Source organism: Ferruginibacter sp., from assembly GCF_028288465.1.
Classification (GTDB): domain Bacteria; phylum Bacteroidota; class Bacteroidia; order Chitinophagales; family Chitinophagaceae; genus Ferruginibacter.
The window spans coordinates 16,943-40,619 of record NZ_JAQBNR010000021.1 but is presented as its reverse complement, the minus strand read 5'-3'; the positions used below and the strand labels follow the sequence as shown (position 1 = coordinate 40,619).

Genomic DNA, 23,677 nt, shown 5'->3' with positions numbered 1-23,677 from the left:
AGTGTGCGACGCAACAATGCTGCCTGTAAATCAACAGCCCGGACAATAAAAAGTTTGATAACGTGGTCACAAATATCGGTCACAATAAAACGTGGTTCTAATTCGTTTTTCCACAGAACTAACAGTTCGCTTGCAGGATTGGGTATAAAGCTTGCATTTACAGTATTTTGGCTTTATATTTGCAATCCAGTGAAAAATTATTAATAATCAGTTTGTAGGACAGGACTCATAGAAAAGTAAAGCTAAGCAGCGTATTTAAAAGAAACAACAGAGGATTAAATAACACAAGATTAAGTCGTGCATACGCCAAACCAAAAGTTTACGTATGAAAAACTTATTTTTTGTTGCTGTTGCCATTGGCATAGTTTCAGGAACATCTACCTCAGTTACAGCCCAGACCAGTGTTAACCTGGAGAGTGTGGCTACTAAGACAAGTCTTAAATCTTCACCCCATTTTATTGAGAGCATTGAAATTACACCGGAAAAAGTTTCGGATAATATGCCTGCGGATGAATTAGTTGAACGCAGGGAAGCTCCTGTTGAAGTAGTATCTGTAAACAGGAATAGTACATCCGGCAGCAATATTGAAGACTGCACGAAGATGCAGTTTAAATATGCCACGATGATGAACACAGAAGTGGAAAATATCTCCAATACTGCGTTGTATAACTTTATAGATGAATGGTGGGCTACCCGCTATCATTACGGCGGCAGCGATAAAAATGGTATTGACTGCAGTGCTTTTACCGGCAAACTGGTATCCAACATATATGGTATTACTTTGCCAAGAACGGCAGCAGATCAATATAAGGAAACGCAGCGGGTAAGCATGGCCGATTTAGCAGAGGGGGATCTTGTTTTTTTTAATACAAGAGGTGGTGTTAGCCATGCAGGCTTATACCTGGGCAATGGTTATTTTGTCCACAGCAGCGTTAATTATGGTGTAACCATCAGCAGCTTGACTGATGGATATTACAACAAGAAATTTATCAGTGGTGGAAGGCTTAGCAAGTAATGGATAATTGATAGTTTTTAATTGATAATGACAATTTTAAGGGCCTCTTTTTCGGGCATACATATAAATTATTCGGGAGCATTTATGCTCCTTTTTTTATGCCCACTTTTTTGACTAATGTATTCCAGATGGGCAGCACATCGGAGGATAGCTTAAGACTTACAGTCCCTGCCGCATACAATGCAATGAACGCAATGCTGCGGGCAAACAGACCTGCAAAACCATGGATAGAATTAAATAACAAATGGCAGATGTAAAAAGAACCCAAACCTAGCAGGATAGTATACAAGGTTTGTTTTGTAAAGGGTTGCAGGTTAAACTTTTTTTGTAAAAAACAATACCGGATGGTATTGTACAGGGTGAAAGAAAAAAGATTGGCAATGGCTGGGCCAATTATACCGAAATAATACTTTGTTAAGATATAGTTGAGCGGTAGTGTTACCAATAACAAAATGATGCCGGTAAAAAATTCAAAACGCCAACGGGTCGACGTAGCGATAATCTGGCTGTTAACCCCAGTTCCCATATCCACTATGCGCATTAAGCCTATAAAAAAGAAAACCCATTGGGCGTCGATATATCCTTTCTGCATGTGAAATGTAAAAACAGCGTCAGTGAAATTTAACCAGATTAGAGAAAACATGCCGACTGCAAATATTAGCTGGTTGATGGAAGATTGTTTGTATATGCGGTTAATTCTCACCATGTCTTTATCCTTCCATGCCTCAGATAAAGCCCCGATTGAAGAAGAAATAATACCTCGTTGTGGTGCCTGGATTAAGCTGGCAATATTCTGTGCCAGCGTATACACGGCTACTTCTGCAAGACCATTTTTAACCACCGATGCAATCAGGATAGAGTCAAATACGGAGGCGATGGCAAATACAAGCGAACCGCCAAATACGAAGGAAACAAGCGTGAGAATCTTTTTAAAAAATTTTTTAGAAATGATACTTACGGTAAAGGTTAAATGAATGTATCCCTTTGCTATCAGGTAGATCAACAGGATCAGTGCGATACCCAGGTAAGTGAAGGAATATACCTTGATGAACATATCAAATTTTGCCAGCAGGCCTGCAAAAGTGAGTATAATCAGGATGGTTGTAAATAAGCGGAACTGCACTTCGCGTAGAAAATTGGTAAGCACAGATTTTTTCAATTGCCAGGCATAGCTTTCTAAAATGGAATATAATGTGAGACCTAAACCGAACGGAAAAATCCAGTAATAATATGCAACGAGTTCAGGAGAATTTTGACCAAATTTCCGGATAATGGTGTCTTTAAAATATACACCGCTGATGGCAACAAGGCAAAAACCAGCTAAAGAAATTAACAGGGCCCAGGTAAGAATATCATTTCTTTTTTTATCCAGGTTGGCATTATAATACGGATAAAATTTGGCGATATAAGAGGGCATGCCCAGGTTGGCGAAGGAATACATCAGTGTGGCGATGGCAATAAAAATTCCGGTGAGGCCATACTGCTCTTTGGTGAAACCGCCATCTCTTGTAAACAAATAAGTATTTAAAAAGCCAAGTGAAAAGCCAAAGTAAACCATCAATGACGAAATAATACTTTGCCTCCTTATCTGACTCATACAACTATTTGTGTGCTAAATTAATCTACCTTTTTTGTATTGATATAAAAATTTGGATCAACAGAAAACTGGTTGTCACCCTCAGGATAAAGCCTTAGAGTTTGCCAGTTGGCAGTTGGCTTTATCCATCGCTGCCCCTTGAAGTTGATTTTGAGCGGCATTTTAAATCCTGGAAGGCTGTTGGTATAACGGTATTGCAGCGTATACCCGTTCTGTTTATATTCCAGTACCGGAACCTGTGTAGTTCTTAAATATTGATCGAATACTTTACTGAAATCTATGTTAGATTGAGCGCTGATATAATTTTCAACCTGTTTACCGGTGACCGTTTGATGGTAAAAAGTGTTGTTTAAACCGCGTAAGATTTGTCTGAATAAACTGTCGTTGTTAATCACCTGGCGGATGGTATGCAGCATGTTGCCACCTTTGTAATACATGTCGCCGCTGCCTTCTTTATTTACACCGTAAGGGCCAATTATAGGAATGTCGTTGACAATTTTTTTCCTGGTGCCGGTAACATAAGCGGTAGCAGCTTCTTTGCCATAATAATATTCTGTAAACAGGGTTTCGCTGTAGTTGGTGAAGCTTTCATGTACCCACATATCGGCAATGTCTTTGCTGGTAATGTTATTGGCAAACCATTCATGGCCGCTTTCATGTACAATGATAAAATCCCATTTCAATCCCCAGCCACTGCCGCTTAAATCGGAGCCGTGATAGCCGTTGATATAGCCATTGCCGTATGCCGTGGCGCTTTGATGTTCCATTCCTAAATGTGGTGCATCTACCAGCTTGTAACCATCCTCATAAAAAGGGTAGGGTCCAAACCAGTATTCAAAAGCTTTCATCATACGCGGCGCATCTTTAAATTGTTTTTTTGCTTTTTCCAGGTTGGAATCCAGCACCCAATAATCCATTGTAAGATCACCTTTTTCGCCTTTATAAATTTCGCCAAAATGGACATACTTGCCAATATAGGGAATAAGACAATAGTTATTGATGGGGTTTACTACGGCCCAATCATAGGTCGCTGTACCATCGTCATTTTTTACCTGTTCACGAAGATGCCCGTTGCCTACGCAGACCAAAGTATCGGGAATGGTGATGTGCATTTCTGCGCTATCTGGTTCATCGCTTTGAATATCTTTACAGGGATACCATACGCTGGCACCAAGGCCCTGGCAGGCAATACTAACCCATGGACTTTTACTTTTATCTTTTGACCAAATCAAACCACCGTCCCATGGTGGACGTCGGGCTATTGTTGGTTTGCCGTGGTAGTAAATGGTTAATTGTTGTATTGATGAATTGTTTTTATTGGTAATAAAATAAGCGTTGCCATCTTTTTTGAAATCAGCAATTTTACTTGAGATTTTATAGTCCGGACCACTTAGAATAATACTGTCCATAATTAACGGTTCCTGCAAATCAATCTGCATGATGCTTCCTTTCCTCAAGACCATAAACGAAATGTTATTGTACCCTTTAATCGTACTGTCGGCAATATTAAATTTTACATGCAGATCATACTTGGTAACATCCCACCAGTTCCTGCCCGGGCCATTGCTGCCACGCAAGGTATCAGCGTGGGTGAAGATAGTTTTTTTGCTTAACGGTTGTGCCAGCAACTGGTTAAAGCTGAGCAATACTAAACATATAAATACAGAACAGGTGGTTTTCAGTTTCATTGCATAAATTTATGCGAATATTATAAATCAATGCCGTTAAAAAATTATCCATTATCAATTATATCATTATCCATTCTTTTCTTCGTCTCCTGTAAATCTCATCTGCATCCTGATAAAAAAATATTTCATTACAACGAACAAACGGGTATCGCTTCGCTGGATCCGGCTTTTGCAAAGAACCAGTCCATCATGTGGGCAATCCATCAACTGTATAATACGCTGGTAGAAGTAGATGCTGACATGCACCTGAAACCTTCGCTGGCGAAGAGTTGGGATATCTCTGAGGATAACATAACCTTTACTTTTCATCTGCGTACCGATGTGTATTTCAATGACGATGACGCTTTTGTCAATGGTAACGGGCGACTGTTAACAGCCGGAGATGTGGTATATAGTTTTAGTCGCATCGTTGATAAAAACGTGGCCAGTCCAGGTGCATGGATATTTAACAGCCGGGTTGATACAGCGACTCCTTTTACCGCTATCAATGATTCTACATTTCAATTAAAACTGGCCAGGCCATTTCAGCCGATACTCGGCATTCTCAGTATGCAATATTGTTCAGTTGTTGCCGCCGAAGCTGTTGCAAAATATGGTAATGAATTTCGCAGGCATCCTGTTGGCAGCGGGCCTTTTGCCATGGTGGCCTGGGAAGAAGGACAGGCAATGGTACTGAAAAAAAATAGTCACTATTTTGAAAAGGATAGTAACGGAATTGCCTTGCCGTACCTTGATGGAATCAAGGTGTCGTTTTACGATAGCAAGGCCACTGAATTCCTGGAGTTTCAGCAACACCGGCTAGATTTTATAAATGACATTGAAGCCTCTTTTAAAGATGAGGTATTAACCAAAACCGGTAACCTGAAAAAAGAATGGCAGGGCAAATTATTGTTGCAAAAACATCCTTACCTCAACACAGAATACCTGGGAATTTTGGTTGACAGCAGCAATGACCTGGTGAAAAGTTCGCCACTTCGGTTACAAAAAATACGGCAGGCCATCAACTACGGCTTCGACCGGCGGAAGATGATGCTGTACCTGCGTAACTCAATCGGTACGGCTGCTGAAAGCGGGTTTGTGCCTGCAGGCTTACCGTCTTTTGATTCAGTAAAAGTGAAGGGCTATCATTATGATGTAAACAAGGCCAAACAATTATTGTCTGAAGCGGGCTTCCCCGACGGCAAGGGCCTTCCCGTTATAAAATTACTGACTATACCTGTGTATGCCGACCTGGCCGCTTACATTGCAAATGAATTGCAGCAAACAGGTATCAGGGTACAGGTAGAAGCCATTCAAAAAAGTTTACTACTGGAGCAAACATCCAAATCGCAGGCATTGTTTTTTAGGGCGAGTTGGATCGCAGATTATCCCGATGCAGAAAATTATCTAAGTGTTTTTTATGGAAAAAATCCGGCACCGCCAAATTATACCCGGTATAAAAATCCTTTGTATGATGCGCTTTATGAAAAAGCAATGGCGGAAAAAAATGATGCCGCCCGGTATAAACTGTACCAGCAAATGGACCAGTTTATTGTGAATGATGCGCCGGTGGTGCCTTTATGGTACGATATGGCCATCCATTTAGTGCACACCAACATTATTAATTTTGAGCCAACCGGTTTAAATTTACTGGAATTGCGAAGAACGGACATTAAAAAATAGGTGAGACAAAATTTTCAATTTGTTGGACAAATGTCTAAATTTGTGCAAAGAAATTATATGAATAATTCACTCAGCGAAAATTCAGCATTAAAAAAAATTTATAAACAATACGCAGGTTATATTCAGCACGAAGAACAAAATACGCTTTCTGAGCCGGAAACTATTTATGCTTCGGCATTCAATGATATGATTGCTGTAGCCAACTATGATAAAGATTTTGCCGCCGGACTTCTAGATGTTTCTTACAAAACAGTAACCCGTTATCAAAAGGAAAATAAAAAATTCAGTCCGTTACAAAGCGAGTATGTTTTAAAAACGATTGTATTATTTCACAAGGGAGCGAAAGTGTTTGGCACTGCGGATAGCTTCAATCGTTGGCTGGATAAACCTGCTTACGGTCTTGGTAACCTTATTCCACGCAATATTATTACAAACGTTACCGGGATTAATTTTGTACTGGATGAATTAAACCGCATTGAGCACGGAGATCTTGCATGACAGTATACCGCATTACTACAGAACAATGGAGCAGATCTTTGCAAGCCAGTGGCTATCCTGCAAGATGGAACGCGAAGGGACGATTTGTAATTTATACAGCAGGCAGCCGGTCGCTGGCATGCCTTGAAAACCTGGTCCACAGAAGTGGTGAGTGGCAGGATAAAATGTATAAAGTGATGTTGATTGACATTCCTGATAAAATACAGATGGATACCATTGAACCAGGAAAAATTAAAAAAAGCTGGGAGCAGGTTAGCAACTTTTCCTATTGCCAGTCAATGGCTGCAGACTGGTTTAATGGCGCCACCACGGCTGTTTTGAAAGTTCCTTCCGCAATTATAAAAAAGGAATATAATTATCTGATTAATCCCCAGCATCCCGGATTTAAATTAATAAGACTGTCAGGCACCGAAGATTTTAGTTTTGATATACGGTTTTAGTTTTTGTGTTTCACATAAAAATTCATTGCTAATGAAAGATATTACGGCTCATGCATTCGGGTTTAAACCCTGTGAAGACCCCGTGGGCGGAATTGCGTGTCAAACACATTACATGAAGATTTTTAAAAAATAAACGGGGAATTTTTTCCCTGTGTCCGCATTTAACGAATGCTGTTATTTAATTATTGAAAAATATTTTCATTTTATACGCGGTAAATTTTCTCTTAAAATAATCTAGTCCCGGAATGTCAGGACGTCCATATAAAGATAATTACTGGTAATTTCGAGGCCCGGTGTGCCATCTACTTTTTGCAGGCACTATTATTGATGCAGGTTGAAATTTACCGTTATCTTTTAAAAAGACACTGACCACAAGAGGGTACAAATTAAAAGCACAAATTAGAAAATCCAATATGATTCTTATTGTTGATGACAGGCCGGAAAATATATTTGCGCTGAAATCCATCCTTGAACTGCATTCCTTTCCTGTAGATACTGCATTGAGCGGTGAAGAAGCGTTGAGAAAGTCGCTCAAAAATCATTATTCATTGATTATACTGGATGTGCAAATGCCGGGCATGGATGGTTTTGAAGTGGCTGATTTTTTGGCTGGTAATAAAAACACAATGGATATTCCGCTGATATTTTTATCTGCAGTAAATACAGAGAAAAAATTTATCACCAAAGGATATTCTTCTGGCGCTATTGATTATATCACCAAACCGATCGATCAGGATATACTGTTGCTGAAGGTAAAAACATTCCACCGTTTGTATGAGCAAAACAGGGAATTAACACTTGCAAAACAGCAACTGCAGTCAGAAATAGAAGTACGTAAGAAAGCGCAGCAGCAGGCACAGGAAAAAGCCAATGAACTCAATGGTATCCTTGCTTCCATCCCGCAGGTAGCGTTTACGGCGACAGCCGATGGCAACATTGATTTTGTGAATGAGCACTGGTATAACTATTCGTCATCTGTTGATACTTTTCCGGAGGTTCATTCGGATGATCCCTGCATTATCGCAGAATGGCGCAAAATTCTTCAGTCAAAACAACCGAAGCAGCTTGAAATACGCATTGCTAAGCTGCAATCCAAAGAATACAAGTATCACCTGCTAAGCGTTGTGCCTGTTGTAGAAAATGGTATGATTGTTAAGTGGGTGGGCACATTCACAGATATAGAAGAACAAAAGCAGGCGCTTAAAACAAAGGATGATTTTTTATCCATGGCCAGCCATGAATTAAAAACACCGTTAACGAGTATCAAGGGTTATGTACAGTTATTGGAGAGTATGCAGCACGACGAAAGCACAACTATATTTTTAAAACGTACAATCACCCAGGTACATAAACTCGAAGGGCTGATCAACGACTTGCTGGATATTTCAAAAATTGATAATGGGGAACTTAAATTTGAACTGGCGCCAGTTGATTTTGAGAAATTACTTTTTTCGACACTGGAGATGCTACGGCACATACATCCAGAGATAAAAATCATTCATAAAGGAAACGCCGCAGCAACAATCATGGCAAATGATATCCGGCTGGAGCAGGTCATTATCAATTTTATAAGTAATGCGATAAAGTACTCGCCGCAAAGCAAATACATCGAGGTAACATCAGAGCTTACCCCGGCCAATCATTTATACTTTGCTGTAAAGGATTGGGGAATTGGGATTTCACCAGAAAATCAAAAAAATATTTTCAGTAAATTTTACCGGGTTTCTGAAGCAGCGACCTGTGCGCAGGGTTTGGGTATTGGGCTTTACATTTGTGCCGAAATATTAAAAAGGCACGGGGCTGATTTTGGTGTGATAAGTGAACCTGGTGACGGCGCTCTTTTTTACTTCAATGTGCCCGCCATCAATAAAGTATAATTATTCATTTTTTTTTAAACGGTATTATAGTATGCAACTTTCGTTGAAGCGAAATCTTATGATTGGTTTTGGTATTTCATTATTGATACTTATTGGTAGTTCTGTGGCCTCTTACATAAGCATCACCAACCTGCTTAAAAGCGCTGACATGGTTAATCATACCAATACCGTAGTTGCAAAACTGGAGCAGACCATATCTGTAATGAAAGATGCGGAAACGGGACAGCGGGGTTTTTTACTCACTGGCAAAGATGAATTCCTGCAGCCTTACAGCGGCTCTTATGAAAAGGTACTGGAATTGATAAAGGATATTAAAGGCCTTACTGCTGACAATGCTGCCCAGCAGGAAAAAATTAGTGTGCTGGACCAGATAATTAAAAAGCGGTTCTACAGATTGCAGGCGCTCATTGATGAAAAAAAAGCAAACAAACCATTAGCGTTAGACGATTTGCAAGCTGGTAGATTTTTTATGGATAGTGTAAGAGGCATGATAAAAAATATGACTACTGAAGAGAATATCTTGCTAAAGTCAAGAACAGAGAATCTCGTCAAATTTTCTTCCAATACCCCCATAATGATTACGGTCGCCGCATTGCTGGCGATTATCATTACTATACTTTTTTATTTAAAAACAAACAAGGATATTACCATCCGGACTAAACTGCAGGATGAGCTGGTTAAAAAAGATGCAGCTATCAGCCACCGGATTAATATGATACAGCGTGTGTCGGAAAAAATATCGGGCGGGGATTACAGCATACGGGTAAATGACGTGGAGGTAGACGGGCTGGGAAATCTTTCCGGCGCATTAAATAAAATGGCTGCATCACTTGAAAGGTCTTTTAATGAACTGGCAGATAAAGAATGGTTACAGACCGGTATCGCATCGTTAAATGAGGCTGTTATTGGAGACGACAACATGCAGAGTGTTGCACAGAAAATAATGGCTTGCATAGCCGAATATACCAACAGCCAGGTAGGTGCATTCTATATCCGTGAAAGCGAGCAGCAGCTTAGCCTTGAAAATAGTTATGCATTGCAGGAAAACGCTGCAAAACAAAAAATTAAAACAGGAGAAGGATTGGCAGGCCAGTGTGCTTTATCTAAAAAGCAGTTGATGGTAACCAATATCGCTGACGATAATTTTCATATTTCTTTTGCCGCGGCAAAAGTGAAGCCGGTTAGCCTGGTTGTATTTCCTGCACTGTTTGAAAACAATGTCAATGCCGTAATTGAATTGGGAGCACTGCATACCTATACAAGCAGGGAACTCGATTTTTTTAAACAGATAAGCGGGAATATTGGCATTGCAATTAACACCGTGCAAAACCGTCAGCGCCTGCAGGAGTTGCTGGAAGAAACACAATCACAGTCAGAAGAACTGATGTCTCAGCAATCGGAATTGGAACAGATTAACAGCGAACTGGAACTGCAAACGCAGCAGCTGCAGACTTCAGAAGAAGAACTGAAAGTTCAATCGGAAGAACTGATTGAAACCAATACCTTACTTGAAGAAAGATCAGCCGCACTGGAACAACGCAACCAGCTGATCATGCAAAAGAATGCAGAGATTGAAAAGAAAGCTGCTGATCTCGCATTGTCTACAAAATACAAATCAGAATTCCTGGCCAACATGTCGCACGAGTTGCGTACACCATTGAATTCAATTTTATTATTATCCAGGCTGATGTCTGAAAACAATGAACAAAATCTTACTAAAGATCAGGTGCAATACGCTCATGTAATTGAAAGTTCCGGAAAAGGCTTGTTGCAGCTGATAGACGAAATACTGGATTTGTCCAAAATAGAATCGGGCAAAATGACCATTGAATACCTGCCTGTAAAAATAAACGAGGTAACCGATGGTTTAAATGCCTTGTTTGCACCACTTGCAAAAGAGCACCAGCTGGAGTGGGAAATTAAAGTCGGTGCAGAAGTACCGGCCATCATCGAAACTGATAAAATGCGGTTGGAGCAGGTATTAAAGAATCTGCTTTCCAATGCATTTAAATTTACTTCCAAAGGCGCTGTTTATTTGAATGTAAGTTTGGATACGCACCGGCCGGGTTTTATCTGCTTTATTGTAAAAGATACGGGCATCGGCATCAGCCCGGAAAAACAGGAACTTATTTTTGAAGCCTTTCAGCAGGAAGATGGGTCTACCCGCCGCAAATATGGTGGAACAGGACTGGGCCTTTCTATCAGCAGGGAACTTTCCAGGTTGCTGGGTGGCGAAATCACCGTCAGCAGTACACCCGGATCAGGCAGCGAATTTGTTTGCTGTATACCTGTGGAACAGGGCAAAAAATTTACAGATATCATAAACGCAGAACAACCCGTCGTAATCCGGACGGAGATTCAACCCTTTGCATTGGATAAAAAAAATGCGGCAGATGACAGATACAACACCAATGTTATTCCCGAAGAAATTCCTGATGACAGAAACAATATTACATCGTCGGATAAGGTTATTCTGATTATTGAAGATGACGTAACATTTGCGGAGGCGTTGCTGGATTATGCAAGAAAAAAAGGATACAAAGGATTGGTGGCGGTAAGGGGAGACGTTGGAATAGTAATGGCTGAGCAATATCTGCCGTCCGGTATATTACTGGACATCCAGTTACCTGTAAAAAATGGCTGGGAAGTGATGGACACATTAAAACATAACATACACACCCGCCATATCCCGGTGCACATTATGTCTTCTTACGAAGTAAGAAAAGAAAGCCTGCTCAAAGGAGCCGTTAATTTTATCAATAAGCCGGTGGCATTTGAACAACTGAATACCATATTTGAAAAAATTGAATTTATTTTAAGTAAAAAGGAAAACAAAGTATTAATTATTGAAGAAAACAACAAGCATGCGAAAGCGCTGGCATATTATCTGGGTACTTACAATGTTAACACCACAATCAACCAATCGGTAAATGAAAGTATTGTTTCGCTTCATAAAAAAGAAGTGGATTGCGTGATCCTTGACATGAGCATTACAGATAATAACACAGATGCCCTGCTGGAGAAGATCAGGGAAAATGACGGGTTGGGGGATTTGCCGATTATATTGTTTACGGGAAAAAGCCTTTCGCAGCCGGAAGAGTTTAAAATAAAAAAATACGCGGATGCCATTGTGCTGAAAACAGCCAATTCCTACCAGCGCATACTGGATGAGGTAACGTTGTTTCTTCATCAGGTGCAGGAACAGCAAAACAAACCGGCAACCGCCAATTTTGAGCGATCTGTGCTGAAAGAAAATGTACTGAAAGGAAAAAAAGTATTGCTGGCCGACGATGATGTACGTAATATTTATTCTATGACGAAGGCGCTGGAAAAATACCAGATGAATGTGATACCGGCCATGGATGGTAAAGAGGCATTACAATTGTCAAAAATAAACGAAGTGGATGTAATACTGATGGATATGATGATGCCGGAAATGGATGGTTATGATAGCATCAGGGCCATTCGGAAAAACCCGGTGTATAAGAATACACCCATTATTGCGGTTACTGCCAAAGCCATGGGTGGCGACCGTGAAAAATGTATAGCGGCAGGCGCTTCCGATTATATATCTAAACCGGTAGATACAGATCAGCTGGTATCCCTGCTACGGATATGGTTATACGAAAAAGGGTATTGATATAATATAGATTATGGACGAACAAAAAATATTGATTGTTGATGATGATGATCGCAACATTTTTGCATTAAAAGCTGTTTTAACGTCAAGACGGTTTCGTTGCGTTGTTGCTTCCGGTGGCTTGCAGGCATTGCAGCTGCTAAAACAGGATTTGGAAGTTACAATTGCGTTGATAGATATGATGATGCCCGATATGGATGGTTATGAACTGATAGGAATAGTAAAAAAAATACCTTCCTTAAACCATGTACGGCTGATAGCTGTTACAGCACAGGCGATGGCTGGAGACAAGCAAAAATGCCTGGCTGCGGGGGCGGATGATTATATAGTGAAACCTGTGGATGTTGATCTGCTGCTGGAAATTTTAAATGGTCAGGTAAAACAACAACCATGATTGCAACCGGGCAACTGGAAGAATTGCTGGAGAATATACTGAGCCGGTATGGATATGATTTTACCGGGTATTCCAGGGCATCTTTAAAGCGCAGAATTGATGGCTTTTACGTCAAAGGTCGCTTTACTTCCTTTGCAGATATGCAGCGCAGGCTAATGGATAGCACTGCTTATTTTATGTACTTTGTTGAGGAGGTAACGGTGAATGTAACCGAGATGTTCCGGGACCCGGCTTTTTATCAAACCCTGCGGGAAAAGATATTGCCGGTGCTTGCTACCTATCCTTTTATCCGCATCTGGCATGCAGGCTGTTCAACCGGGGAAGAAGTATATTCGATGGCCATTCTATTAAAAGAAGCCAACCTGTTGCATAAGTCGATTTTATATGCAACTGACCTTAACCAGGCCGTAATTGAAAAAGCAAAGACCGGAATTTATCCAATCAACACTATGCAGCAGAACTCTGTAAATTATATAAGGAGTGGCGGAAAGGAAGATTTTTCGGGATACTATCATGCAAATTATAATCTTGCAAAGTTTGACGAAGGACTGGCGGAGAAAATGATTTTCTCTACACACAATTTGGTGAGCGATTCTTCCTTCAATCTGTTTCAGTTGATTTTATGCCGAAACGTATTGATCTATTTTGAGCGGGATCTGCAGAAGAGGGTACTGGAATTGTTTGATCAAAGTCTGGATTCATTGGGCTTTTTGGCAATGGGCAGTAAGGAATCGCTGCGATTTTCTTCTATTGCCAGTCATTATCAGCAAATTGAAAATAAAGAAAAAATATGGCGGAAAAGCAGGTAACTAAAACAAGGCGGCTTATTATCATAGGGGGCTCTTCGGGCAGCCTGGAAGCCTTGCTGAAACTGTTGCCTAAACTGCATAAAAAATTTGCCATCCCCATTATTGTCGTATTGCACAGGAGCGGCCAGGCTGATAACGGCCTTACAGAATTGCTGGCGGCAAAAACGTACCTGCAGTTAAAGGAAGCCGATGAAAAAGATCTGCTCCAGCCCGGCTGGATTTACCTGGCACCGCCCGATTATCATTTATTACTGGAAGAGGATGGTTCGGTTTCGCTCGATGCCTCCCAAAAGGTAAACTATTCCCGGCCAAGTATCGACGTAAGTTTTATCAGTGCCGCACCGGTTTATAAAGAGGGGCTGACCGGCGTGTTGTTATCCGGCGCCAATGCAGACGGCGCTCTTGGAATGCAGGCTATTAGTCGGTTCGGTGGCAGAAACATCGTGCAGGATCCTGAAGAGGCAGCTGTAAGTTACATGCCCGAACAGGCCATTCTGTTATGCCAACACGCCGATGTACTGAATGTGGCTAAAATTGTCGCATTGCTGAACAGCATTGCAATGGATTAATGCCCGGTAGTCAACGTGCGCTACGCATTTATTGCAAAGGCCGCCAGCAAATAAATGTTATATTTATAACGGACATTTTTTTAAGATGGCTTTGCAACTTCCATTCCTTTTAATAGAATTATTATGGCATCCATTAATGTAATACCCGGCGTTTATGTTCAGGAACAAAACGCTTTCCCTAACTCAGTGGTGGCTGTTGAAACTGCTGTGCCTGTATTCATCGGGTATACTGAAAAAGCTGTTCGTGATGGCAAATCATTAAAAGGAAAACCGATGCGTATTAGCTCTGTCCAGGAGTACATGGAATTTTTCGGAGAAGGTTATCCGCATCAATTTAAGTTGGCGTCCGGCTCGTTAACACCTTTTAATGCTTCCCTGATCATTGATCCAATTCAGCAATTTTATTTTTATAATTCTATCCGTCTTTTTTACCAAAATGGCGGCAACATTTGCTATATCATGAGTGTCGGAACATACGGCGGTGAAGATGATGGACCGGTCATAACTGAAATTAAATCAGCCAATTTTTCAGATGATGTATTTGCTGTTCTTGTAAATGAACCTGAACCTTCAATTGTTGTTTTGCCTGATATTATTTCCGCATGTAAGCATGACCCTGCAGGCTGTTATGAAGTGTATGACAGGCTATTAAAACACTGTCATGATACGCAATGCCGGTTTGCTATACTGGACGTCAATTATGATGACCCGCAAACAGATGTGAGTAATTTCAGGGAACACATCGGAACTGATTATCTGAGTTACGGAGCCGCTTATTATCCCTGGCTGAATACGGCAGTAGTAGCCGCTGATGATATAACGTTGGCCAATTTGGATTGTCCGCCGGATCAGTTAAAAACACAATTGCCGGAGCCTGCAGCAGGGAATGTTTTTGCTCATTGGAATGCAGTTACTGATAATGATACTGCGGATCAAAAACAAAGTAAGCTTTTACTGCTGCATAAAAATTTGCTCGCCGCCAGTCCGGTGTATGTTCAGATAATAAATGAAATAAAAATAAGGTTAAACCTCTTGCCACCATCTGCTGCAATGGCCGGTGTGTATACAATGGTGGATCAGTCCCGTGGAGTCTGGAAAGCACCCACCAATATCTCGCTGTCTGGTGTAATAACCCCGGCTGTGAACCTTTCTCACGAGGAACAGGAGACCTTGAACGTTGACGCGGTTACAGGTAAATCAGTCAATGCTATCCGTCCATTTCCGGGCATCGGCACGCTGGTATGGGGAGCAAGAACCCTCGACGGCAATAGCCAGGACTGGAGATATATCAACGTGCGGAGAACGATGATCATGATCGAACAATCGTTAAAGCTTGCTTTGAAGGCGTATGTTTTTGAACCGAATGAACCGGCCACCTGGCTAGCGATAAAAAGCATGATGGAAAACTTCCTGATTAACTTATGGAAGCAGGGTGCACTTTCCGGAATAAAGCCGGAGCAGGCATTTAATGTGATGATTGGATTAGAAACAACGATGACGGCCACCGATATCCAGGCCGGCATTTTACGGGTAACAGTATTGGTCGCCATTGTACGGCCGGCAGAATTTATTGAAATCACATTCCAGCAACAACAGCAGCCTGCCTCTTGACCGAGTGGCTGTTTTTTATTGCCACGGCTTTTACCTGCTGTTCAAAATACTTCCCAGGTCAGCCGGTGAATAGTTAACAGACTTCAATGTTTTATGATCATTTTCCCTGAACACCAGGTATAATGATGCTTCTTCCCTCCAGTAAGCTTCACTTTGTTCTTTTGTTTTATAATGGGCAATGGTTTGATGCGCTTCCTCCAGCGAAGTACAGGCCTTGCTCATATTGGAACGGTGCACCTCATCAAACAATGCTTTGAACTTGTCTCCCAACCCAAATTCCAAAATAGCGCCCGCCAGCACATATTGTATATCGCATAAAGCATCCGCAACTTCCACCAGGTCATTATCCTGAATGGCCTGCTGCAGTTCTTTCATTTCTTCCAGCAGCAGGGATACGCGTAAATCACATCGCTGTTTGGATGGTATGGCCGGAGCGTTTACTACCGGGTGTTTGAATGTGCGGTGAAATTCGGCTACCTGGTTTAATGGAGCTGCTTCGTTCATGTGTATTGTTTTTTAATGAAAATTAACCGGCTGAAATTACTTTATTTTTTGTTTCGTCAAATGATTTTATTGGATTGCCTTTATGCTATGGCTAAGAATATTGTTTTATACTTTGATCAGGTTAGCGAACACAAAAAACACGTTGAGTTATTTTTTACTCTGATAGAAATAATGTAAGTCTGGTTGTGTCGCAACAGCCGAATTAAGCTACATTTAAGTAAAATTACTGCATGAAAGCGGCTTACTATGAGTCTTTTAAAGGGCCTGTTACAATCGTTCAACTTCCAGATCCTTCACCGGCTGCCAATGAGGTAATCATTCGTGTAAAAGCAAGCGGACTTTGCCGCAGCGACTGGCATGGCTGGCAAGGGCATGACTCAGACATTCATCTGCCACATGTACCCGGTCACGAGCTCGCAGGTATCATCGTTGCAACAGGCAGTGCTATACGCAACTGGAAAGCAGGCGACCGCGTTACGGTACCTTTCTGCATTGGCTGTGGCACCTGCGTTCAATGCAGTAACGGACAACAGCAGATCTGTGATCATTACTACCAGCCTGGCTTTACAGGCTGGGGATCATTTGCTGAATTCGTGCGCATACCTTTTGCCGATGATAACCTGGTACGTCTGCCTGACACAATGAATTTTGTAACGGCAGCTGTACTCGGTTGCCGTTTTATAACTGCATGGCGCGGCGTAACGGCACAAGGTGCATTAAAAGCAGGCGATTTTATTGCCATTCACGGCTGTGGCGGTGTAGGACTTTCCGCCATTATGATTGCCGCTGCTGTGGGAGCTGTTCCCATCGCAGTTGATATCGATGATACCAAGCTTGCATTTGCAAAAAGTATTGGTGCCGTATTTGCAATCAATGCAAGGGAAACAGAGTCAGTACCTGATGAAATTTTAGCATTCACCAAAGGCGGCGCCCATGTTTCTGCAGATGCCCTGGGCAGCCGGGAAACATGCGGCAATTCGATACGTTGCCTTCGCAAACAGGGCAAACATATCCAGCTGGGGTTAATGGCTGGCTCCGAAGCAAATCCTCCGATACCAATGGGTGAAGTAATAGCCAGGGAGCTGCAGCTCATCGGCAGTCATGGTATGCAGGCGCACCAGTATCCCGCCATGCTGCAATGGATCGGCTCGGGGAAAATGCAGCCTGAAAAATTATTAGGTAAGATCATTACACTGGAAGAAAGTTGTCTTGAACTAACTGATTTAAACAGCTTTAGGAATACCGGTGTTACGGTGATACAATTTGATTGATTGTATTTTTATTATTGCATCTTTCTGCTACTTTACTTTTGGTATTTGTATGTGCCAGGCCTTGCCTTTTTGCCCGGGTAACATGTTGTCTTGCCCGCTGTATCAACCTCACTGAACTATACTTTATGGACTTTAAAAATTCTACGTTCCTGCCGCTGCAATAATCTGGTACGCAATATGTATATCTCGATCTTGAATACAGTATTAAATTGATCCTTCACTTTTAAATATTTATGTATGCAATGGCTCGGAAGAAGAGGCAGTACCAATGTTGAAGACCGCCGCGGTTTATCCGGTGGCGGGATAGCTGCTGGTGGTGGTATAATTGGTGTAATCATTTATGTGCTTTACACTTTGCTTGGAGGCGAAGCAGATCCTTCGCAAATGCCCGTTTCACCAGGTGCGCAACAGGCACCGATGACGACGGAAGAAAAAAAGGCGGATGACCAGAGAGCCGATTTTGTAAAAGTAGTATTGGCCGACACGGAAGATGTTTGGAACAAAATATTTGCAGACAATGGGAAAAAATATACAGAACCCACCCTGGTATTATACAGGGATGCGGTAGCGTCTGCTTGTGGTAATACCAGCTCAGCATCGGGCCCGTTCTATTGTCCGGAAGACAGTAAATTATACATTGATCTTTCTTTTTACCAGGAAATGCAGGACAAGCTGCATGCACCCGGCGATTTTGCTATGGCGTATGTAGTGGCGCATGAAGTAGGGCACCACATACAAAAGTTAAATGGCGTCACACAAAAAATTGCACGGATCCGTCAGCAGGCTTCAGAAGCAGAAGCCAATAAATATTCCGTGATGCTGGAATTACAGGCCGATTTTTATGCCGGTGTATGGGCGCATTACGATCAGAAAATGAAAAACGTACTGGATGCTGGTGACATTGATGAAGCATTAAATGCCGCTAATGCAATTGGTGATGACCGGCTGCAAAAGCAGGCAACCGGTACCGTTGTGCCGGACGCATTTACACATGGAACTTCACAGCAAAGAATGTATTGGTTTAAGAAGGGGTACGATACAGGAGATATCAGCCAGGGCGATACCTTCAAGGAAAACTGATACCGTAATTTTCGATACTGCGAAAAAAAATCCCCATCCAGTGTTATTGCCTGGTCCGAAAATAAAAGTTACCTGAATTTTTTTAGTAAATCTCTTTAAATAACAATCTAAATTTTAAGGTATGGATAAGATGGAATTAAAAGGTAAATGGAATGAGTGGAAAGGTAAACTCAAACAACAGTACGCCGAATTATCAGACGATGATTTGCAGTACGAAGAAGGAAAGGATGACGAATTTTGGGGAAGGGTTCAACAGAAAACAGGTAAGGCGAAAGATGACCTTATTAAATGGTTGAGAGACCTTGGATAATACAATTGAAAGTTCCCCAAACAAACACTAAAATAAAAAGAGAGCAGCAATGCTCTCTTTTTATTTTGGTTACATACCTGTTTACTTCTTATTGTTATATGTTATATAAGTGGAAGCATGCCTCTTGGCTTTAAGTAAAATAAATTGCTGTGTCACAAATATGGTTAAAGAGAAGACCGTTTTTATGGAAATATGTTGCCGTTAATTTCCCTATTTTTAACGGCCTGTAAATTATTGCTGTGCGCTTAAATTAATTGTATGAAAAAATACTCATTGTTTATAGTTTGTTGCCTGTTCATTTCATCCGGGCTCATGGCGCAAAACAGGCCGGCGCCTGCAATCAGAAAAAACGTACCAATGGATTCAATTTTGTTAAGCGATCCCTTTATACTGGCAGATGCCAAAGCGAAGTTGTACTACATGACAGGAACAGGTGGCATGTTATGGAAAAGTAAGAACCTGCATTTCTGGGACGGTCCTTACACGGTAGTAAAAACAGATTCCACTTCCTGGATGGGACCTCATCCGATGATATGGGCTGCCGAACTTCATCCTTATAAAAACAAGTATTATTATTTTGCTACTTTTACAAACAGGGCAGTAAAAATAGATACGGTAAAAGGAAATATAATAGAACGCCGTGCTTCCCATTTACTGGTAAGCGATCAGCCGGACGGGCCCTATGTGCCTATGAAAGACTCCATTTATTTGCCGGCCAATAAACCAACACTGGATGGAACTTTTTGGATTGACACCGATGGAAAACCTTATATGGTGTATTGTTACGAATGGCTGCAGAACCTGAACGGTACAATTGAAAAAATAGAACTGAAGCCAGATTTAAGTGGAAGCATTGGTGAAGGAAAAGTTCTATTCCGTGCAAGTGATGCGCCCTGGAGCCGGGAAAAAGATGAGCAGGGTAATGATCGTCCCAATAAGGTAACCGATGGTCCGTATCTGTTTCGAACGGCAACCGGCCGGCTGGGAATGATATGGACCAGCTGGATTTATGATGTATATGCACAGGGTGTTGCTTATTCAGCAAGCGGCACATTGGATGGTCCCTGGGCGCAGGAAAAAGATCCGGTTACGCCACCCAATTATGGTCACGGTATGTTGTTCCGTTCACTGGATGGCAAGTTGTTAATGTCTTTACACAGCCATAAAAAAATCGGTGATCGTACTGTACGGGTACCGCATTTATTTGAAGTGGATTTATCAGGTGATAAATTAATTGTAGGCAAGCCTTTCATTCCTTAATCACAAAGCTGGCTCTGCAATATAACTGTTAATAAAGCTCAATAACCGCGAAAAGAAAAACGTATTAAATATTGCTGCCCGTCCTGCTCATCCTTCCTGCTATTATACTTACAATAAACAACTGCACCGCATGAAACAACATCAGAGGAAGCAATATCAACCCTAGATTGGCTGAACTGGCAAACAATACTTTAGCCATAACAGAACCATGCACAAGTGATTTTTTAGAACCACAAAAAGTAGCTGTGATACGATCCTGCCGGCTAAAATGCAGACCGTTTGAAACGATCGTTATAATGCCATACACAAGAAAAAATAAAACAGTCACCATCAGCAACAGCAATGCCAAAGCGTACATGGAAAAATTTTTAAAGGCGCCTGTATAAAACGATTCACTGAACGAACAATATACAATCAGCAATATCACCGACTGGTCAAATAACTTCAATCGTTTTTTGTGCTGTGCGGCCCATGTGCCCAATCTTTTATGCAGCAGTAAACCTGCCACAACAGGCAGCAATACCTGTAGCAATAATTTTCCAATCACATGGCCAAGCCCCACATCACCTGTTTGATGATTGATAAAAAAGCTCATCCAGATGGGTGTAACAAATATGCCCAGTAAACTTGAAATACTGGCATTGAAAATAGCTGCGGGAATATTGCCGCCTGCAATTGATACCATCACCACCGAAGAGGAAACCGTGGAAGGTAATGCAGCCAGAAAGAAAAATGGCAACCATACCTGTGCTAAAAATGCCGTAGCAAATAACGGCTTGCAAAGAAGAATGATTAAGGGGAAAAGTATAAACGTAGCAATATGAATCACCAGGTGCAGGCGGGTATTCACCAGGCCCGCTCTTAACTTTTCAGGCCCCAATTGAAGGCCGTAAAATAAAAAGATCACGGATACCCCGATATCGGCAATCGTATCCAGGTGCAAATGACTTTCTTTGGTACCGGGGTAAGGCAAAACATAAGCCATCAATACAACCGTAAATAATGCTATTATAAAATTGTCAACCAGTTTACCCTTCATACATACTGTTCAAATGAACGCTCTTGAAAATGCAAATAAAGGTGCAAGATAATTTAAGTGTCTTGATTTGCATGGTATACCGCAAAATGTGCTTGTGATCGATTTGCAGGCTGGACTGAACGCACCCAAAGTGCATGCTGCACCTGCAGTTGTTTTAACTCGTTTTACTACTTCAATCAACACTGATCGTTTTAATTAGAGAACTGAATCTTAAAAAAAATATTTTTCAGGCCGCCTGCAAGAATTATATTGCTTACTGATGTACGCCAAATAAAATAGACATCAATAATATACTGTTATGAAAAATGCGACAATGATTTTACGCATCCTGCTGGGATTTATTTACCTGGTTTTCGGACTGGATTATTTCCTGCACTTTATTCCTTATCAGCCCATGCATACGGGCAGGGTAGAGGCTTTTAAAGAAGGGCTAAAAGGTGTAGGTTATTTTTACCCGATGATTAAATCAATACAGATAGCGGGAGGCATTTCGTTGCTCATTAACCGCTATGCCGCTTTTTCTGCGGTAGCATTGTTTCCAATCAGTTTAAATGTATTGTTGTTTCATACCATTCTCGTGCCATCCGGATGGCTGATGGGTGTTTTTCTGATAGTGCCCAACGTGTTTTTGGGATTTGCCTACTGGAAATATTATAAACCCATGTTTGTAAAAAAGCCCGTCGTTTGAAGTATCCGATACTATGTTAAAAATAAATCCGGCAATCCTGTTCCGATAGTTCTTTGCCTCTGCATCGTTTAGCATGCCTGCACTATTTGTTATTATTACCCAGTGGAACAACCTAAGTTATGTTAACCGTACGGTGAAGATTGATTCCTGGATAGTGAACCATTGACAATTCACCATTAACAATTCACCATTGACTATTCACCATTCACCACTGACCACTCACCAGTTTCAGTCTGTAAGCTTTTGTGTTTCTTCCTGGCTGGCGTATTCACCTTCGGTTTTGGGCAATGTCTTTACTGTTGACCCCTGCAGACAAATAAAGGACGAAGCCGAGTACAAGCCGATCAGATTACCAGAGAATGTATAGTCCATTAACGTAAGTTTTACGACACCATCTATCGACAATTCGATATAATTGCCATAGCGGATGAGGACGAAATGGAAGGACTTTTTTTCATTGGTTTTAAAAACGCCCGACTGTATATCGTGAAAAATAAAATTTTCTCTTGTATTCAGCGGATTGAATCCCCACGTACGTATTTTAACCAGGCCGTTCATCATATCAAACGAAATAAAATAACCGTTGCCATCGGCATCAATGTCACTTACCAGTCCAAACTTACCCATCCCTTCCACAGTCAATATCCCTTCCCAGATAAAATTTTCAACCGGCTTTTCAAAGCAGAAGATTTCATACCCGCTGCGGGCACCACAAAGCCATTTGTCCGCTTCAATAATGCAGGAGGCGGTGGGGTTGCCCAGTATTTTTTTAACCGTTGTAAAGTAGGGCTGAGCAATTGTTTGTTGTACCATTTCTTGCCAGCGGTAATAACTTTTTAACAGCAGCCGTCCCTCTGCATCCGTGCCTAATTCCTTGGGTGGGGGCAACACCCGCAATGCATTGATCTTGCCATAGGCATAAAAGAAATTGAATACCAGTAAATGCGTTCCATCCTGCACCGTACGGGCAGCATAGTTTCCCTGCGGCAGTATTACATCGGCGTTAAAAGAATGGTACTCTCCAAAAAAATCCGGGGCAAACCAATAGCGCACTTTTATATCTTCGCGGATAGATCCCAGTAAATAAAATCGTCCGTTCAATTCAAAAACACAGGGGCATTCAATATCATCATACATCATGGGGTATAACAATGGCGGCATCAGTTCAAAAACATCGTTCGTAATTTTTACCATCCCTACACAACCTCTTCTTGACACAGGCCCGGCAATGGTCCGCGTTGCAACCAGCAGGTAAACTTCTCCCTTATATTCAAACCGGAAAGGATCACGGAAACTTAGCCATGTGCGGGGATTGGTCTTACTGGTTTCATAAAAAATACCTTTGGGTTCTATGGGGAAAATGCTTTTACGATTCTTTGTCCAGTTGATAAGGTCATTGGATTCTGCAAAGCCAATTCTTGAAACTACCCCACGGTCTTTTCGTTGCAGGCCTGTATAATACATCTCAAATGTATCATTCACTTCCACTACGTGCATGGTCCACAACATATCGTCATCCCATTCACCGGGATGTCCCACAAACAAGGCGTTGTTTACCCTTCTCCAGGATATACCATCTGTTGATACCGCATGGGCAATATAATCGTGATTGGGGATAATGAGGTGAAATAAATGATATATCCCTTTATTAAGTATCACTGTGATATCCCCAATTTCCCAATCACTAAAACCTGAGCCTGAATACATAACCCTTTTTTACGTTTA

The 23,677-nt window shown here is 41.5% G+C and carries 20 protein-coding genes; 15 read left to right on the top strand and 5 right to left on the bottom strand.

The features are described 5' to 3' along the window. Window positions 1-325 precede the first annotated feature (325 nt). Window positions 326-1,015: a C40 family peptidase gene (locus JWR61_RS09365; RefSeq protein ID WP_301927568.1), complete on the top strand. Its 690-nt coding sequence runs from the start codon at window positions 326-328 to the stop codon at window positions 1,013-1,015. An 82-nt stretch (window positions 1,016-1,097) separates the two neighbouring features. Here the strand turns inward: JWR61_RS09365 and JWR61_RS09360 are convergent, their stop codons facing one another. Further along, the gene (locus JWR61_RS09360) at window positions 1,098-2,612 is read right to left on the bottom strand and encodes a lipopolysaccharide biosynthesis protein (protein ID WP_301927567.1); all 1,515 of its coding nucleotides are present in this window, start codon (window positions 2,610-2,612) and stop codon (window positions 1,098-1,100) included. Between the two features lie 20 nt (window positions 2,613-2,632). Next, window positions 2,633-4,300 (bottom strand): M1 family metallopeptidase, encoded by a 1,668-nt coding sequence (locus JWR61_RS09355; RefSeq protein WP_301927566.1) that lies wholly within the window; start codon window positions 4,298-4,300, stop codon window positions 2,633-2,635. A gap of 30 nt (window positions 4,301-4,330) precedes the next feature. Here JWR61_RS09355 and JWR61_RS09350 point away from each other — a divergent pair, with 30 nt between their 5' ends. The 9 genes from JWR61_RS09350 (at window position 4,331) to JWR61_RS09310 (ending at window position 15,800) form a co-directional block, all read left to right on the top strand. Then, window positions 4,331-5,962, top strand: coding sequence for an ABC transporter substrate-binding protein (locus tag JWR61_RS09350; protein ID WP_301927565.1), 1,632 nt, complete (start codon window positions 4,331-4,333; stop codon window positions 5,960-5,962). A 57-nt stretch (window positions 5,963-6,019) separates the two neighbouring features. Beyond that, window positions 6,020-6,460, top strand: coding sequence for an MbcA/ParS/Xre antitoxin family protein (locus JWR61_RS09345; RefSeq protein ID WP_301927564.1), 441 nt, complete (start codon window positions 6,020-6,022; stop codon window positions 6,458-6,460). Beyond that, window positions 6,457-6,900, top strand: a complete 444-nt coding sequence (locus JWR61_RS09340) for an RES family NAD+ phosphorylase (protein ID WP_301927563.1) — start codon at window positions 6,457-6,459, stop codon at window positions 6,898-6,900. Before JWR61_RS09345 ends, JWR61_RS09340 begins: the two co-directional genes overlap by 4 nt. A gap of 413 nt (window positions 6,901-7,313) precedes the next feature. Beyond that, on the top strand, window positions 7,314-8,777 hold the full coding sequence (locus JWR61_RS09335) for a response regulator (protein ID WP_301927562.1): 1,464 nt from the start codon (window positions 7,314-7,316) through the stop codon (window positions 8,775-8,777). Window positions 8,778-8,808: 31 nt separating this feature from the next. Further along, window positions 8,809-12,417, top strand: coding sequence for a response regulator (locus tag JWR61_RS09330; RefSeq protein ID WP_301927561.1), 3,609 nt, complete (start codon window positions 8,809-8,811; stop codon window positions 12,415-12,417). Window positions 12,418-12,430: 13 nt separating this feature from the next. Next, complete coding sequence (locus tag JWR61_RS09325) at window positions 12,431-12,811, top strand: response regulator (RefSeq protein ID WP_301927560.1); 381 nt, start codon at window positions 12,431-12,433, stop codon at window positions 12,809-12,811. Further along, window positions 12,808-13,620, top strand: coding sequence for a protein-glutamate O-methyltransferase CheR (locus JWR61_RS09320; RefSeq protein ID WP_290337532.1), 813 nt, complete (start codon window positions 12,808-12,810; stop codon window positions 13,618-13,620). Before JWR61_RS09325 ends, JWR61_RS09320 begins: the two co-directional genes overlap by 4 nt. After that, complete coding sequence (locus tag JWR61_RS09315) at window positions 13,602-14,189, top strand: chemotaxis protein CheB (protein WP_301927559.1); 588 nt, start codon at window positions 13,602-13,604, stop codon at window positions 14,187-14,189. Before JWR61_RS09320 ends, JWR61_RS09315 begins: the two co-directional genes overlap by 19 nt. Before the next feature lie 123 nt (window positions 14,190-14,312). Further along, complete coding sequence (locus JWR61_RS09310) at window positions 14,313-15,800, top strand: phage tail sheath C-terminal domain-containing protein (protein WP_301927558.1); 1,488 nt, start codon at window positions 14,313-14,315, stop codon at window positions 15,798-15,800. Window positions 15,801-15,830: 30 nt separating this feature from the next. On the opposite strand, the gene JWR61_RS09305 is transcribed toward JWR61_RS09310, so the two are convergent. Then, on the bottom strand, window positions 15,831-16,304 hold the full coding sequence (locus tag JWR61_RS09305; RefSeq protein ID WP_301927557.1) for a nucleoside triphosphate pyrophosphohydrolase family protein: 474 nt from the start codon (window positions 16,302-16,304) through the stop codon (window positions 15,831-15,833). A gap of 230 nt (window positions 16,305-16,534) precedes the next feature. Between JWR61_RS09305 and JWR61_RS09300 the strand changes: the two genes are divergently transcribed. From JWR61_RS09300 to JWR61_RS09285, 4 genes are all read left to right on the top strand, one after another. After that, the gene (locus tag JWR61_RS09300) at window positions 16,535-17,575 is read left to right on the top strand and encodes a zinc-dependent alcohol dehydrogenase family protein (protein ID WP_301927556.1); all 1,041 of its coding nucleotides are present in this window, start codon (window positions 16,535-16,537) and stop codon (window positions 17,573-17,575) included. Window positions 17,576-17,812: 237 nt separating this feature from the next. After that, window positions 17,813-18,655: a neutral zinc metallopeptidase gene (locus tag JWR61_RS09295; RefSeq protein ID WP_301927555.1), complete on the top strand. Its 843-nt coding sequence runs from the start codon at window positions 17,813-17,815 to the stop codon at window positions 18,653-18,655. Window positions 18,656-18,776: 121 nt separating this feature from the next. Next, on the top strand, window positions 18,777-18,965 hold the full coding sequence (locus tag JWR61_RS09290; RefSeq protein WP_290337526.1) for a CsbD family protein: 189 nt from the start codon (window positions 18,777-18,779) through the stop codon (window positions 18,963-18,965). Window positions 18,966-19,223: 258 nt separating this feature from the next. Beyond that, window positions 19,224-20,225 carry a glycoside hydrolase family 43 protein gene (locus tag JWR61_RS09285; protein WP_301927554.1) on the top strand — a complete coding sequence of 334 codons (1,002 nt, stop codon included), beginning with the start codon at window positions 19,224-19,226 and terminating at the stop codon, window positions 20,223-20,225. Between the two features lie 64 nt (window positions 20,226-20,289). Here the strand turns inward: JWR61_RS09285 and JWR61_RS09280 are convergent, their stop codons facing one another. Further along, complete coding sequence (locus JWR61_RS09280) at window positions 20,290-21,264, bottom strand: bile acid:sodium symporter family protein (protein ID WP_301927553.1); 975 nt, start codon at window positions 21,262-21,264, stop codon at window positions 20,290-20,292. A gap of 298 nt (window positions 21,265-21,562) precedes the next feature. Between JWR61_RS09280 and JWR61_RS09275 the strand changes: the two genes are divergently transcribed. Next, on the top strand, window positions 21,563-21,952 hold the full coding sequence (locus tag JWR61_RS09275; protein WP_301927552.1) for a DoxX family membrane protein: 390 nt from the start codon (window positions 21,563-21,565) through the stop codon (window positions 21,950-21,952). Between the two features lie 228 nt (window positions 21,953-22,180). Here the strand turns inward: JWR61_RS09275 and JWR61_RS09270 are convergent, their stop codons facing one another. After that, window positions 22,181-23,659 carry a glycosyl hydrolase family 32 gene (locus JWR61_RS09270; protein ID WP_301927551.1) on the bottom strand — a complete coding sequence of 493 codons (1,479 nt, stop codon included), beginning with the start codon at window positions 23,657-23,659 and terminating at the stop codon, window positions 22,181-22,183. Window positions 23,660-23,677: the final 18 nt, after the last annotated feature.

Bases quoted from the DNA above. Each gene is read 5' to 3' on its own strand.
- JWR61_RS09340 (WP_301927563.1), top strand. From the start codon at position 6,457: ATGACAGTATACCGCATTACTACAGAACAATGGAGCAGATCTTTGCAA.
- JWR61_RS09315 (WP_301927559.1), top strand. From the start codon at position 13,602: ATGGCGGAAAAGCAGGTAACTAAAACAAGGCGGCTTATTATCATAGGG.
- JWR61_RS09280 (WP_301927553.1), bottom strand. From the start codon at position 21,264: ATGAAGGGTAAACTGGTTGACAATTTTATAATAGCATTATTTACGGTT.
- JWR61_RS09290 (WP_290337526.1), top strand. From the start codon at position 18,777: ATGGATAAGATGGAATTAAAAGGTAAATGGAATGAGTGGAAAGGTAAA.
- JWR61_RS09295 (WP_301927555.1), top strand. From the start codon at position 17,813: ATGCAATGGCTCGGAAGAAGAGGCAGTACCAATGTTGAAGACCGCCGC.
- JWR61_RS09355 (WP_301927566.1), bottom strand. From the start codon at position 4,300: ATGAAACTGAAAACCACCTGTTCTGTATTTATATGTTTAGTATTGCTC.
- JWR61_RS09275 (WP_301927552.1), top strand. From the start codon at position 21,563: ATGAAAAATGCGACAATGATTTTACGCATCCTGCTGGGATTTATTTAC.
- JWR61_RS09330 (WP_301927561.1), top strand. From the start codon at position 8,809: ATGCAACTTTCGTTGAAGCGAAATCTTATGATTGGTTTTGGTATTTCA.
- JWR61_RS09325 (WP_301927560.1), top strand. From the start codon at position 12,431: ATGGACGAACAAAAAATATTGATTGTTGATGATGATGATCGCAACATT.
- JWR61_RS09350 (WP_301927565.1), top strand. From the start codon at position 4,331: ATGCCGTTAAAAAATTATCCATTATCAATTATATCATTATCCATTCTT.
- JWR61_RS09270 (WP_301927551.1), bottom strand. From the start codon at position 23,659: ATGTATTCAGGCTCAGGTTTTAGTGATTGGGAAATTGGGGATATCACA.
- JWR61_RS09365 (WP_301927568.1), top strand. From the start codon at position 326: ATGAAAAACTTATTTTTTGTTGCTGTTGCCATTGGCATAGTTTCAGGA.
- JWR61_RS09310 (WP_301927558.1), top strand. From the start codon at position 14,313: ATGGCATCCATTAATGTAATACCCGGCGTTTATGTTCAGGAACAAAAC.
- JWR61_RS09320 (WP_290337532.1), top strand. From the start codon at position 12,808: ATGATTGCAACCGGGCAACTGGAAGAATTGCTGGAGAATATACTGAGC.
- JWR61_RS09305 (WP_301927557.1), bottom strand. From the start codon at position 16,304: ATGAACGAAGCAGCTCCATTAAACCAGGTAGCCGAATTTCACCGCACA.
- JWR61_RS09360 (WP_301927567.1), bottom strand. From the start codon at position 2,612: ATGAGTCAGATAAGGAGGCAAAGTATTATTTCGTCATTGATGGTTTAC.
- JWR61_RS09300 (WP_301927556.1), top strand. From the start codon at position 16,535: ATGAAAGCGGCTTACTATGAGTCTTTTAAAGGGCCTGTTACAATCGTT.
- JWR61_RS09345 (WP_301927564.1), top strand. From the start codon at position 6,020: ATGAATAATTCACTCAGCGAAAATTCAGCATTAAAAAAAATTTATAAA.
- JWR61_RS09285 (WP_301927554.1), top strand. From the start codon at position 19,224: ATGAAAAAATACTCATTGTTTATAGTTTGTTGCCTGTTCATTTCATCC.
- JWR61_RS09335 (WP_301927562.1), top strand. From the start codon at position 7,314: ATGATTCTTATTGTTGATGACAGGCCGGAAAATATATTTGCGCTGAAA.